Annotated in this window: 11 protein-coding genes; all 11 read left to right on the top strand. The window is 31.1% G+C overall.

The window, feature by feature from the left end; genetic code table 11:
• The first annotated feature begins 80 nt into the window (after positions 1-80).
• The 11 genes from rpoB (at position 81) to trmFO (ending at position 14,634) form a co-directional block, all read left to right on the top strand.
• Positions 81-3,860 (top strand): DNA-directed RNA polymerase subunit beta, encoded by a 3,780-nt coding sequence (gene rpoB / locus AC1XWJ_RS06270; RefSeq protein ID WP_483335035.1) that lies wholly within the window; start codon positions 81-83, stop codon positions 3,858-3,860.
• 45 nt (positions 3,861-3,905) lie between these two features.
• Positions 3,906-7,562, top strand: coding sequence for a DNA-directed RNA polymerase subunit beta' (rpoC, locus tag AC1XWJ_RS06265; RefSeq protein ID WP_483335034.1), 3,657 nt, complete (start codon positions 3,906-3,908; stop codon positions 7,560-7,562).
• A 197-nt stretch (positions 7,563-7,759) separates the two neighbouring features.
• Positions 7,760-8,287: a translation initiation factor IF-3 gene (infC, locus tag AC1XWJ_RS06260; protein WP_483335033.1), complete on the top strand. Its 528-nt coding sequence runs from the start codon at positions 7,760-7,762 to the stop codon at positions 8,285-8,287.
• A 26-nt stretch (positions 8,288-8,313) separates the two neighbouring features.
• Positions 8,314-8,508, top strand: coding sequence for a 50S ribosomal protein L35 (rpmI, locus tag AC1XWJ_RS06255; RefSeq protein WP_179942437.1), 195 nt, complete (start codon positions 8,314-8,316; stop codon positions 8,506-8,508).
• Positions 8,509-8,567: 59 nt separating this feature from the next.
• Positions 8,568-8,927 carry a 50S ribosomal protein L20 gene (rplT, locus tag AC1XWJ_RS06250; protein ID WP_483335032.1) on the top strand — a complete coding sequence of 120 codons (360 nt, stop codon included), beginning with the start codon at positions 8,568-8,570 and terminating at the stop codon, positions 8,925-8,927.
• A 195-nt stretch (positions 8,928-9,122) separates the two neighbouring features.
• On the top strand, positions 9,123-9,788 hold the full coding sequence (gene cmk, locus AC1XWJ_RS06245) for a (d)CMP kinase (protein ID WP_483335140.1): 666 nt from the start codon (positions 9,123-9,125) through the stop codon (positions 9,786-9,788).
• 4 nt (positions 9,789-9,792) lie between these two features.
• Positions 9,793-10,380: a lysophospholipid acyltransferase family protein gene (locus AC1XWJ_RS06240; RefSeq protein ID WP_483335031.1), complete on the top strand. Its 588-nt coding sequence runs from the start codon at positions 9,793-9,795 to the stop codon at positions 10,378-10,380.
• Position 10,381: 1 nt separating this feature from the next.
• Positions 10,382-10,807: a hypothetical protein gene (locus AC1XWJ_RS06235; RefSeq protein ID WP_483335030.1), complete on the top strand. Its 426-nt coding sequence runs from the start codon at positions 10,382-10,384 to the stop codon at positions 10,805-10,807.
• A 120-nt stretch (positions 10,808-10,927) separates the two neighbouring features.
• Positions 10,928-12,076 carry a cysteine desulfurase family protein gene (locus tag AC1XWJ_RS06230; protein WP_483335029.1) on the top strand — a complete coding sequence of 383 codons (1,149 nt, stop codon included), beginning with the start codon at positions 10,928-10,930 and terminating at the stop codon, positions 12,074-12,076.
• On the top strand, positions 12,066-13,307 hold the full coding sequence (thiI, locus tag AC1XWJ_RS06225) for a tRNA uracil 4-sulfurtransferase ThiI (RefSeq protein ID WP_483335028.1): 1,242 nt from the start codon (positions 12,066-12,068) through the stop codon (positions 13,305-13,307). The genes AC1XWJ_RS06230 and thiI overlap by 11 nt, the downstream gene beginning before the upstream one ends.
• Positions 13,308-13,326: 19 nt before the next feature.
• The gene (trmFO, locus tag AC1XWJ_RS06220; RefSeq protein ID WP_483335027.1) at positions 13,327-14,634 is read left to right on the top strand and encodes an FADH(2)-oxidizing methylenetetrahydrofolate--tRNA-(uracil(54)-C(5))-methyltransferase TrmFO; all 1,308 of its coding nucleotides are present in this window, start codon (positions 13,327-13,329) and stop codon (positions 14,632-14,634) included.
• Positions 14,635-14,687: the final 53 nt, after the last annotated feature.

Raw genomic sequence — 14,687 nt, 5'->3', positions numbered from 1 at the left:
ATTAACAAAACTAGAAGAAATGTAGTAATTTCTCTATATTTTGTTGAGATTATTTTTATAAAATTTGAGGGGTGACACAGTTGCAAAAAGTAAAATTTGGTAAACATAGAGAAAGACGTAACTATGCAAAAATTTCTGAAGTTATCGATCTGCCAGACTTAATAGAAATTCAAACAGAATCTTATGATAAGTTTTTGAAAACAGGTGTAAAAGAGGTGTTTAAGGACGTCTCACCTATTGAAGGAAATAATGATAAATTAAGTTTAGAATTTATTGATTATAAGTTAGGTACACCAAAATATGATGTTGATGAATCGAAGGAACGTGATGCTACTTATGCAGCACCTTTAAGAGTAAAAGTTAGATTACTTAATAAAGAGACTGGTGAAATAAAAGAACAAGAAGTATTTATGGGTGAGCTGCCTCTTATGACAGATACGGGTACTTTTATTATCAATGGGGCAGAGCGTGTTATAGTTTCTCAACTTGTTCGTTCTCCTTCTGTTTACTTTACAGAAGATGATAAATTAAAAGTAAAAAATATTTCTAATGCATATAAAACTACTGTTATTCCTAATAGAGGAGCGTGGTTGGAGTTTGAAAAGGATATTAAAGGATTAGTTTATGCAAGAATTGACAGAACTAGAAAAATACCTTTAACTACGTTGATTAGAGCTTTAGGATTTAATACAGATGAGGAAATTGTAGATTTATTTGGGGAAGATGCGGAGTTATTAAATACTCTAGAAAAAGATGAAAATAGAGATACGGCAACTGCGTTAAAAGTTATTTATGATAAATTAAGACCGGGAGAACCTACAAATGTTGAAACTGCCAAAGCTACATTGTGTGGAAGATTTTTTGATGCACGTAGATATGATTTGGCAAAGGTAGGACGTTATAAACTTAATAACAAATTGAACGTTTCAGAAAGATTAGAAAATCAAGTATTGGTAGAACCTATAGTTGATACAGAAACAGGAGAAGTTTTAGTAGAAAAAGGTACAAAATTAACTAGAAAAATATTAGATGAAATACAAGAGCAACTTAATACAACTGCAAATATAAAAGAGTTTGATATGAATGAATCTTTAGATGGTAGTGATGTTCTTAGATTGCAGTTATTTAAAGTAGTTAATTTTGTAAAAGTAGGAAATACGTATGACTTGGATGAGCTTACTGCAGATCAAGTTTTACATATTATAGGTAATGCGTCACCAAACGAAGATTTATTGACATTATCAATCGCTGATATTGTAGCAAGTATTAATTACTATTTATTACTTATTAGAAATAGAAGAAATAGTGATGGATTTGAATATGAATTAATAGGAAATCCTGACGATATTGATCACTTAGGTAATAGGAGATTACGTTGTATAGGAGAACTATTGCAAAATCAAATAAGAGTTGGTATTTCACGTATGGAAAGAGTTGTTCGTGAGAGAATGAGTATTCAAGATTCTGAAGAGTTGACTCCACAACAACTGATAAATGTACGACCTGTCACAGCTATAATTAAAGAATTTTTTGGAAGTTCTCAATTATCGCAATTTATGGATCAAACTAATCCATTAAGTGAGTTAACAAACAAGAGAAGATTATCAGCATTAGGACCTGGAGGATTAACTAGAGAACGTGCTGGAATGGAAGTTCGTGACGTTCACTACTCTCATTATGGGCGTATGTGTCCAATTGAAACGCCAGAGGGACCTAATATCGGATTAATAAACTCATTATCTTCGTATGCGAAAATCAATGAATTTGGATTTATTATGACACCTTATAGAAAAGTAGAGGTTGATAAGGATGGACGTCCTTATGTAACTGATAGAGTTGAGTATCTAACTGCAGATAGAGAAGATAAATATGTAGTAGCGCAATCAAACTCAAAAGTTGATGATAATGGTTATTTCTTAGAGGATGAAGTAGTATGTAGATATAGAGGGGACAATACTACTAAGCCAAAAGAAATGATGAATTATATGGATGTATCGCCAAAACAAGTAGTTTCTGCTGCAACAGCCTGTATACCGTTCTTAGAAAATGATGACTCGAACCGTGCGCTTATGGGTGCAAACATGCAACGTCAAGCTGTTCCGTTAATGATTACAGAAGCTCCGTTTGTAGGTACTGGTATGGAACACGTGGCAGCCAGAGATTCTGGAGCAGCAGTAGTAGCTAAATATCCTGGTATAGTAGAATATGTTGATGCTACAAAAATAAAAGTACGTAGAATTGAAATTTTAGATGGAGAAGAAGTCAAAGGAGACTTGGATACATATATAGTACATAAGTTTTCTAGATCTAATCACAGTACTTCGTATAATCAAAGACCTATAGTTCAAGTAGGGGAAAGAGTTGATGCTAAAGATATTTTGGCTGATGGACCTTCTATGGACAAGGGAGAGTTAGCATTAGGTAAAAACTTAGTAGTTGCTTTTGTTAACTGGGATGGATATAACTATGAAGATGCCGTAATTATGAGTGAACGTTTAGTGAAAGATGATGTTTATACATCTATTCACTTAGAAGAATATGAGATAGAGACTCGTGATACAAAATTAGGGCCAGAAGAAATAACTAGAGAAATACCTAATGTAGGAGAAAATGCTCTTAAAAATCTAGATTCAAGAGGAATTATAAGAATAGGAGCAGAAGTAAAAGACGGTGATATATTAGTAGGAAAAGTAACGCCGAAAGGAGTTACCGAACAAACACCTGAAGAAAAATTACTATATGCTATATTTGGTGCAAAATCTAAAGAAGTTCGCGATACATCATTAAGAGTTCCTCATGGAGCAGACGGTGTAGTTGCAGATGTTAAAGTTTTCAAACGTGAAAATGGAGCAGAACTTGCAAATGGTGTTAATGAATTAGTCCGAGTGTTTATAGTTCAAAAACGTAAAATACGTGTTGGAGATAAAATGGCTGGTCGTCACGGTAATAAAGGTGTTATTTCTAACATCCTTCCAGAAGAAGATATGCCATATCTACCAGATGGAACACCAGTAGATGTTATGCTAAATCCTTTAGGGGTACCGTCACGTATGAATATAGGACAAGTATTAGAACTTCATTTAGGTATGGCTGCTAAAAAATTAGGAATTCACATAGCGACTCCAGTATTTGATGGTGCTACTGATGAAGATGTTTGGAATACTATAGCAGAGGCTGGAATGGCAAAAGATGCCAAGACAGTTTTATATGATGGAAGAACTGGAGAGCCTTTTGATAGTCGTGTTTCAGTAGGAGTAATGTATATGATCAAACTTGCTCACATGGTCGATGATAAATTACATGCTCGTTCAATTGGACCTTATTCATTAGTAACTCAACAACCTCTTGGAGGTAAAGCACAGTTTGGTGGACAAAGATTTGGTGAGATGGAAGTTTGGGCATTAGAAGCATATGGTGCTGCTTATACATTGCAAGAAATTTTAACTTACAAATCTGATGATACTAACGGACGTATAAAAACATATGAAGCAATAGTTAAAGGCGAAAATATTCCACGACCTGGAGTTCCTGAGTCATTTAGAGTATTGATGAAAGAATTACAATCTTTAGGTATGGACTTTAGAGTTATGGATAGTGAAGATAATGAAGTAGACTTATCACAAATTGAAATTTTAGATACAGTTGAGCATCACGTTCAATCTAAAAACTCAGAAAATACAGTGGATGAGAAAATTAATGAAGAAGTTGTAGCAGATGATTCTCAAGTAGATACAGAAAATGTAGATAGTGTAGAAGAGTCAGGATTAGAAGATTTATTATCAAGATTAATGAGTGATAGTGAAGATTATGATGATGTTGAAGAAATAGACGATGAAGAAATCGAAGAAGACTTACAATAGGAACTAATCAAGAGTTATTGTTATTAAATAAAGGAGGTAGGCTTCTTGATAGATGTAAATAATTTTTCATATATGAAAATTAGCTTAGCTTCTCCAGAGAAAATAAGAAGTTGGTCTTATGGAGAAGTAACTAAGCCAGAAACTATAAATTATAGAACTTTAAAACCAGAAAATGACGGATTGTTTTGTGAAAGAATCTTTGGGCCGACAAAAGACTGGGAGTGTTCTTGTGGAAAGTATAAGCGTGTAAGATATAGAAATATAAAATGTGATAAATGTGGTGTTGATGTTACACTAGCAAAAGTGCGTCGTGAAAGAATGGCACACTTAGAGCTAGCAGCTCCGGTAAGTCATATATGGTATTTTAAAGGCATACCTAGTAGAATGGGGTTATTATTAGATTTGACACCTAGACAACTAGAAGAAGTAATTTATTTTGCTTCTTATATAGTTGTTGATCCAGGAGAAACGGATTTAATAAAAAAACAAATAATTTCTGAGAGAGAAGTTAGAGAAACTAGAAGTAAATTTGGAGCTTCAGCGTTTGTTGCTAAAATGGGTGCGGAAGCTATAAGAGATTTATTGGCAGAATTAGATATAGAAAAAGAACTTAGAGAGCTTAGAAATGAGCTTAAAGAATTAAGTGAAAGTAACTATAAATCTGGTCAAAAGATAGTTAAGATTATAAAACGTATAGAAGTATTTGAAGCATTCAAAAATTCTGGTAATAAACCTGAATGGATGATCCTTACAGCATTACCGGTTATTCCGCCTGAATTAAGACCTATGGTGCAATTAGATGGTGGACGATTTGCAACTAGTGATTTGAATGACTTATATCGTAGAGTAATAAATCGTAATAATCGTTTGAAAAAATTAATTGAGCTAAAAGCTCCAGGACTTATCGTTCAAAATGAAAAACGTATGTTACAAGAAGCTGTAGATGCTTTAATTGATAACGGACGTAGAGGTAGACCAGTAACAGGTCCAGGAAATAGAACGTTGAAATCATTATCTAATATGCTAAAAGGTAAGCATGGACGTTTCCGTCAAAACTTATTAGGTAAACGTGTTGACTATTCTGGACGTTCAGTTATCGTTGTAGGTCCAAACTTGAAGATGTACCAATGTGGACTACCTAAAGAAATGGCTTTAGAATTGTTTAAACCATTTGTTATGCGTGAATTAGTAAAACGTGAATTAGCTAATAATATTAAAAATGCAAAAACACAAATAGAAAAAATGGAAGATCACGTTTGGGATATTCTAGAAGATATAATCAAAGAACACCCAGTACTACTTAACCGTGCACCTACACTTCACAGATTAGGTATTCAAGCATTTGAGCCTATTTTGGTAGAGGGAAGAGCTATAAGACTTCACCCATTAGTAACTACAGCTTTTAATGCTGACTTCGATGGGGATCAAATGGCAGTTCACGTTCCTTTATCAAAAGAAGCACAAGCGGAAGCAAGAATGTTAATGTTGGCTGCTCAAAATATCTTGAATCCAAAAGATGGTAAACCAGTAGTTACTCCTTCTCAGGATATGGTTTTAGGTAATTATTATTTAACTTTAGAAAGACCTAATGCGGTAGGAGAAGGTATGATTTTCAAAGATACTAATGAAGCTAGTATAGCATATCAAAATGGATATATACATTTACATACTAGAATAGGTATTTTAGCAAAATCATTTAACAATATTACCTTTACAGAAGAACAGAACAAAAAAATACTTGTTACTACAATAGGTAAAGTAATATTTAATAATATATTACCAGAAGAGTTTCCATATTTAAATGAGCCTACAAAAGACAATTTAGAAATAGCGACTCCTGATAAATATTTCATTTCATCGAAAGATTTAACATCAGGAGGACTGAAAGAATATATCTCTACATTAGAGCCTGTAACACCATTTAAAAAAGGATTCTTATCAAAAATAATTTCTGAAATATTTAATAGATTCCATATTACAGAAACTTCTACGATGTTAGATAGAATGAAAGACTTAGGATTTAAGTATTCATCACGTGCAGGAATTACAGTAGGGGTAAGTGATGTTTTCGTATTACCTAATAAATATGAAATTTTAGAAGAATCACAAAAAAATGTTGATAAGATAATAAATCTATTTAAGCGAGGATTGTTAACAGAAGAAGAAAGATATCAAAATGTTATTGCTCAGTGGGCAAAAGCAAAAGATATTATTCAAGATCAGCTTATGGACTCATTACCAGTAACTAATCCTATTTATATGATGAGCGATTCTGGAGCTCGTGGTAATGCATCTAACTTTACACAACTTGCAGGTATGCGTGGATTAATGGCCTCACCATCAGGACGTATTATGGAAATGCCTGTTCGTTCGTCATTCAAAGAAGGGTTAACAGTATTAGAGTACTTTATCTCATCACACGGGGCCCGTAAAGGATTGGCAGATACAGCTCTAAAAACTGCGGATTCAGGATACTTAACTAGACGTTTAGTTGACGTAGCTCAAGATGTAATAGTTCGTGAGGAGGACTGTGGTACATCACGAGGACTTAAAGTTTCGGCACTAAAAAATGGTACTGATGAAATAGAATCACTTCAAGAACGTTTAGAAGGAAGATATGCTAAAGAAATGGTAATTAATCCTTCAACAGGAGACGTTATAATTTCTGATGGAGAGCTTATTACATTAGACAAAGCAAAAGAAATAGAACAAGCAGGAATTGAAAGTGTAGTTATTCGTTCTGCATTCACATGTAATAGTAGACATGGTGTTTGTGAAAAATGTTATGGTAAAAACTTAGCAACTGGAGAAAAAGTAGAAGTAGGAGAGGCAGTGGGAACTATAGCTGCACAATCTATCGGAGAACCAGGGACGCAATTAACGATGCGTACATTCCATACGGGAGGAGTTGCAGGAGCCGATATCACGCAAGGTCTTCCTCGTATTCAAGAATTATTTGAAGCACGTAATCCTAAAGGTAAAGCGCTAATATCAGAAGTTGATGGTATCGTAACAAAGATAGATATAGATATGAATCATGTTAGACGTATATTTGTTGTTAGTGATATTGAAGAAGAAAGAGAATATCAAGATTATGGTGCTAGTAGATTACTAGTTAAAGAAGGTGATCGTGTTGTTCGAGGTCAAGTTCTAACAGAAGGATCTATTGAACCAAAAGAATTATTATCTGTTGCAGGTATACAAGCTGTGCAAAGTTATCTATTAACAGAAGTGCAAAAAGTTTATAGAATGCAAGGGGTAGAAATTAGCGATAAACACATAGAAGTAATGGTTCGCCAAATGCTTAGAAAAGTACGTATAATAAATTCTGGAGATACAGATTTACTACCAGGATCGTTAGTTGATATTCATAAGTTTACGGATGAAAATACTAAGATATTAGCCGAACGTGGAACTATGGCTACGGCGAAACCAGTAATTTTAGGTATAACAAAAGCTTCTTTAGAAACAGAAAGTTTCTTATCTGCTGCTTCATTCCAAGAAACTACAAGAGTTCTTACAGATGCTGCAGTTAAAGGTAAAACTGATAAACTTATGGGTCTAAAAGAAAATGTTATTATTGGTAAATTAATTCCAGCAGGAACAGGAATGCCAAAATATAATAATATTGAAGTAGATTATTTAGAAAAAGAAGAATCTGAAATAATAGATGAAGAAGTAACTGAAGTTGTAGAAAATTAAGAAAAAGTATTGACAATAGAATATTTAAATTGTATAATATAATAGTTGAATACAAAAGTAGAAGCACCAGTTTCTCACCTACAGTTGTTAGACTGTATGGTTAGTAATAGATGAATTATATTATTTGTGGACTGGGTGTACATGTATGTATATTCAGTCCATTTACTTTTAGTATTTAATGAAATTATAAATAGGAGGTGCTAGTTATTAGTAAAGATACTGCACAAATAAATGAGGGTATTAAAGCGAAAGAATTTCTTTTAATAAGTCAGAACGGAGAACAATTAGGTGTTAAATCTAAGAGTGAAGCTATTCAATTAGCAGAGAGAATGAATCTTGATGTAGTTATGGTAGCTCCAAATGCTAAAACTCCAGTTGCCAAAATAATGAACTATGGTAAGTATAAATTTGAGCAACAAAAGAAAGAGAAAGAAGCACGTAAAAAACAAAAAATTGTAACTGTAAAAGAAATTAGATTATCGCCAACAATTGATAAACATGACTTTGAAACAAAACTTAAAAACGCTAGAAAGTTTTTATCGAAAGAAGATAAAGTTAAAGTATCAATTCGTTTTAAAGGACGTGCAATAACGCACAAAGAAATTGGACAGAAAGTTTTAGATCAATTTTCTAATGAAGCTAGTGATATAGCTACTGTCGAGCAAAAACCTAAAATGGATGGGCGCAGTATGTTTTTAGTTCTAGCACCAAAGAAAGAAAAATAAAGGTTTAATATAGGAGGAATTTGATAATGCCAAAAATGAAATCTCATCGCGGTTTAGCAAAACGTGTGAAAAGAACAGCTAGCGGAAAATTAAAAAGAAGCCGTGCTTATACATCTCACTGGTTTTCAAGAAAAACTACTAAACAAAAACGTCATTTACGTAAAGCGTCTTTAGTATCACGTGGTGACTACAAACGTATTAGAACTTTATTAGTAAAATAATATATTAGTTATAAAATAATTTATAATTTATTTTATGTATTTGTAAGGAGGAATTTGATATGCCACGTGTAAAAGGTGGAACAGTGACTCGTCGTCGTCGTAAAAAAGTTTTAAAATTAGCTAAAGGATATTTTGGTTCAAAACATACATTATTCAAAGTTGCTAAACAACAAGTAATGAAATCAGGAATGTATGCATTTAGAGATCGTCGTCAAACAAAACGTAACTTTAGAAGATTATGGATTGTGCGTATAAATGCAGCAGCTAGATTAAATGGTCTATCATATAGCCGCTTAATGAATGGTCTTAAAGTTGCGGGAATTGAAATAAACAGAAAAATGCTTTCTGAAATAGCTATTCACGATGCAGTAGCATTCACAACTTTATGTGAACAAGCTAAAGCAGCTTTAAACAAATAATTATAAATAAAATACTCATTTGTTAATTTTTTATTTTAACGAATGAGTATTTTTGTTTTAAGATATTTTTATATGTTAGATTAATATGAAGAAAATATTATTTTTTCTAATATTATTGATTTATTGCCATTTTTATGTTTGTATAGTATAATTATTTAGAATGAATAATTGTAAGGAGTTAATTTGTATATGTATATATCTGTTGCTATTGATGGTCCAGCAGGTTCGGGTAAGAGTACGATAACAAAACGAGTAGCTGCTGATTTGAAATATAATTATGTAGACACAGGAGCAATGTATAGAGCTTTAACTTATAAATTTTTAAAAAATAGTTTATTTGAATTAGACGAAAGAAAAGTAGCAGATATTTTATCTAAAACAAAATTTGAAGTTAATTTTGATAATAATAAGCAGTCAGTTATAGTAGATGATATAGATGTTACAGATAATATAAGAACTAATGAAATTTCTAAATATACTTCTCTTTTTGCGACTAGTCCGGCTGTGCGTAATTATTTGATAGATATTCAGCGAAATTTAGCAAAAGATTATAATGTTATTATGGATGGTAGAGATATAGGTTCTTATGTTTTGCCTAATGCAAATGTAAAAATATTTTTGACGGCATCAATTAAAGAGAGAGCAAGACGTAGGTATACTGAACTGTCAGCAAATGATAAGAATATTTCTTTAATAGAATTAGAAAAAGTAATTGCAGAAAGAGATTATCAAGACACTAATAGGAAGATAGCTCCTTTAGTTCAAAGTAAAGATGCTATCTTAGTTGATACTACAAATATGACAGTTGAACAAGTTGTAAAAGAAATAAAAAGAATTATAATTGAGAAAATTAAGAGGTAATAAAGTGTATAATTTTGTTAAATGGACATTGAAAATTTATTATAAGTTATTTTACAAAGTAGTGATTTTGAATAAAGAGAAACTAGAGAATGCACACGGAATAGTATTATCTGGAAATCATTTAAGTAATCATGATCCTTTGTTATTTGTTCCATTTTTTGACAATAGAATTAGATTCATAGCTAAAGAAGAGTTGTTTAAAGTTCCTTTGTTAAAGAATTTTTTATTATCTACTGGATCGATACCTGTAAAAAGGGGGACGTTTGATAGAGCGTGTATAAACGAATCTATAAAAGCATTAAAAAATGGAGAAAATGTAGGGATTTTCCCAGAAGGAACTAGATCAAAAGATAAAGATTTGAAATTAGGAGAATCACATAATGGAGTATCGCTAATATCAACACGTGCAGAAGCAGATGTTTTGACGTTTGCTATAATTCCTAAAAATAATTTTAGACTATTTTCGGAAATAAAAATAGTTATAGGGGATAGAATTAATACTGCTGATTTGAAAAAACAAGGATACAAGCACGATGAAATTACGAAAGTAATAATGGATTCTATACAAAATATTATAGATAAGGAGAGATAAAATGTACGAAAAAGTTATTAAGTTTCAATTAAAGAATAAATTTTTTAACGAATCAGGGTATTTGGATAATAAGTATATTTATGATTGGCTGACATTAGCAAAAAAATATTTTTTAATTAGTTTAGGTGTGGATATAGATACTTTAGGTCAATATGGATTTTACTATGCTGATAATGAAATAAAGATAATGATTCACGAAAATATAAAACAAACTAACAAAGATATGTATATAAAAGTTTCACTTTCTAAGCATAGCGGGGTTAAATCAATATTTTTATATGAAGCTAGCATAGATGGTAAGGTAATATTCACAGCAATATCTTCACATAATATTTTAAGTTCAGATAGTAATCGTGCAGTTAGAATGGATAGATATTTGCCTAAGTGGGATCAAATATTAAAAGATGTTGTTAATAATGAATTGTAAAAGTAGATAAATAAACAGTTTATAAGAGAGTGTCGATGCTAAAAGTTATTTTTTATAAATAATTAATTAGTTTAGTTTAAAGATAAGACACTCTTTTATTAATTGAAAGGAGATATTAATTTGATTTATTTAGATAATGCAGCTACTACTAAACCTTTTGTTGAAGTTTTAGAAACGTATATTGCAGTTAATAATGATTACTTCGGAAATGCCTCAAGTATAAATACTTATGGAAAGAAAGCTTCAAAATTGTTAGATGCTTGTAGAAAGCAAATAGGTAACATACTTAAAATTCCTAGTGATAAAATATATTTTACTTCGGGAGCTACAGAAAGTAATAATATAGCAATTCTTGGAGCTGCTAAACATAAAAAAGATTTTGGTAATCGTATAATAACTTCACGTTTGGAGCATCCATCAGTATTAGAGACTTTTAGAGAACTAGAAAAGCAAGGATTTATTCTTGACTATCTCGATGTATTACCCAATGGGCAAATTGACCTAAATCATTTAAAAGAATTATTAACAAGAGATACAGTATTACTAAGTGTTATGCAAGTTAACAATGTTTTTGGTGCTATTCAACCAATAAATGAAATAGTAGAAATATTAAAAGATTATCCAAAAGTACATTTTCATGTTGATGGAGTTCAAGGCGTTCTAAAAGATAATATTGATTTATCTAAAGTAGATAGCTATTCGATATCTGCGCATAAATTCCATGGACCTAAAGGAATAGGATTACTATACGTAAAATCAAGAAGATCAGTAAGTAACATAAACTATGGTGGAGGACAAGAGGATAATTTGCGCAGTGGAACAATTAATTTACCATCAATAGTGGCTATGGCAAAGGCACTTAGGTTATGCTCTGAAAAAATTAATGAGGTCAAAAAAAATCACAATAATTTTAAGCGATATATAACAGATAGATTGTCGAAGTTAAATTATGTAGCAATAAATTCGCCTTTATCATTTAATTATGTAGATTCAATAATAAATATAAGTTTACCTAAAATTAAAGGAGAAGCGATAGTTAATGCTTTAAGTAAAGAAGATATAATGATATCAACAACTAGTGCTTGTTCATCTAAAAAATACAATGTTAATGAAGCATTAAATTCAAGAGGACTTACAGAAGATAATATTAAAGGGAGTATAAGAATAAGTTTTTCATATTTAACTACAAAAGAAGAAGTTGAAAAATTTGTTGAAGTATTTGAAGAAAAATATAAACAATTTAAAGAGGTAATAGAAAGTGGAATATAGTCATATTATAGTAAGATACGGAGAACTTACACTAAAATCAGGTAATAGAAATGAATTTTTGAAAAAACTTACTAAGAATATTAAACTTAATTTAAAGGAATATAAAGGTTATCATATCCAAACAAAGAGAGATAGAATGTATATAAATCTTGATAGTAATGATTATATTGAAGAAATATTAAATAAACTAAAAATTATACCAGGCATTCATACATTCTCTCCAGTTCTTAGAGCGAAATTGGATGTAGAAGATGCTAAATTACATATTTCAAAATTGTTGGATGCAAAAAAAGATAAAAATTATAAGTTTAAAATTCAAACTAGAAGACCGAATAAAAACTTTCAGTATAATACTAATGAACTTAATAATATTTTTGGTGGATATGTTTTAACTAATTATAAAAATTTATCCGTAGATGTCAAAAATCCTGATTTTGTTGTTAATGTAGAAGTGCGTAGTGAAGGTATTTTTATTTTTACAGATTTCATAAAAGGAGTGGGAGGTTTTCCAGTAAACACGTCATCTAAAGCATTGTTATTACTTTCAGGCGGAATAGATTCGCCAGTTGCAGCTCATATGTTACAAGTAAAAGGGGTAGAAGTAGATATGCTACATTTTCAATCTCCACCATTTACTTCAGAAGATGCGCTTGAGAAAATATTTAATTTAGCGAAACAACTTAGTAAAGTTATAGGAACAGTGAGGGTAAATGTAGTTAATTTTACAAAATTACAAACAGAAATAGTAAAAAGAATTCCATCTAATTATACGATGACATCAACGCGTAGATTTATGTTAAAAGTTGCAGAAGAAATAGCAAGAAAAGAAGGCTGTTTAGCTTTAGCAACTGGAGAGTCTTTAGGTCAAGTAGCTAGTCAAACTTTGGAATCTATGCATTGTATAAATAATGTTACTACTTTGCCTGTATTAAGACCGCTTCTTACTATGGATAAAGTAGATATAATAAAAATTGCTACTAAAATAGGTACTTATGAGATATCTAATTTACCATTTGAAGATTGCTGTACTATTTTTACTCCTAAAGCGCCAAAAACAAAACCAAAATTAGAAAAAATAGTAGAATATGAAAATAGAGATGATTATAGTGATTTACTTTTAGAAACTATTGATAGTGTAAAGACATATCTAGTAAATAAAGATTCAGTAACATTATTAGTAGATGAAGATATAGAAGAATCTCAAGAAGAAGATTTTTCTACATTATTATAAAAAGAATAAGGAGAATTAAATGGAAAAAGTATTAGTTATTGGAGCTGGGTTAGCTGGAAGTGAAGCAGCTTGGCAAATAGCAAAAAGAGGAATAAAAGTAGAACTTTATGAAATGAGACCGACAAAAATGACTCCAGCTCACAAAACGAAAAATTTTGCTGAGTTAGTATGCTCTAATTCTTTGAGAGCTAATAGTATTACAAATGGAGTAGGATTATTGAAAGAGGAAATGCGTAGATTAGATTCTTTAATAATATCTTGTGCCGATGAAACTCAAGTCCCTGCTGGAGGAGCTTTGGCAGTAGATAGAGATAAATTTTCTGAGCTTATTACTGATAAACTAAAAAATCATCCTAATATTACAGTAGTAGAAAAAGAACTTACGCAGATTCCTAAAGTAGATTATCCTGTTATTGTAGCAACTGGTCCGTTAACTTCAGATGCTTTGAGTGAAGATATAAAAAAATATACAAAACAGACAGGACTGTACTTTTATGATGCAGCAGCCCCAATAATAGAAAAAGATTCTTTAGATATGGAAAAGGTATATTTGAAGTCACGTTATGACAAAGGAGAAGCGGCATATTTAAATTGTCCTATGACAAAGGAAGAATTTGAATTGTTTTATAATGAATTATTAAATGCAGAAGTAGCACCGTTAAAAGACTTCGAAAAAGAAATTTATTTTGAAGGATGTATGCCATTTGAAGAAATGGCACGTAGAGGAGAAAAAACATTGTTATTTGGTCCTATGAAGCCAGTAGGATTAGAGGATCCAAAAACAGGGAAACGTCCTTATGCAGTTGTGCAATTAAGACAAGATAATGCAGAGGGAACATTATACAATATAGTAGGATTCCAAACACATCTAAAATGGGGAGAACAAAAGCGTATTATAAGTTTAATACCTGGATTAGAAAATGCAAACATTGTTCGTTATGGAGTTATGCACAGAAATACATACTTAAACTCACCATCATTGTTAAAAAGAACTTATCAATTAAAAGATAATAATAACATTTACTTTGCAGGGCAGATGACAGGAGTAGAGGGCTATGTAGAGAGTGCAGCATCAGGGATTGTTGCAGCATTAAATGCAATAAATAATTATAAAGGAATGGAAATAGTCTTTCCAACAGAAACAATGATAGGAGCAATGGCCAATTATATAGTAGACAATACTAGCAAAAACTTTCAACCTATAAATGCTAATTTTGGTATTATAAAACCTCTTAATGTCAGAATAAAAGATAAAAAAGAGAAATATACTAAATATGCAGAACGTTCTCTAGATATTTTAGATGAATTTTTAGAAAATATAGGTTAAATTTTCTAAAAATTGTTTACATTATCTAGATTTAACTGTATAATATGGAAGAA

This window comes from Gemelliphila sp. 1F1 (assembly GCF_056897515.1).
This window is presented reverse-complemented; position numbering and strand designations above follow the sequence as displayed.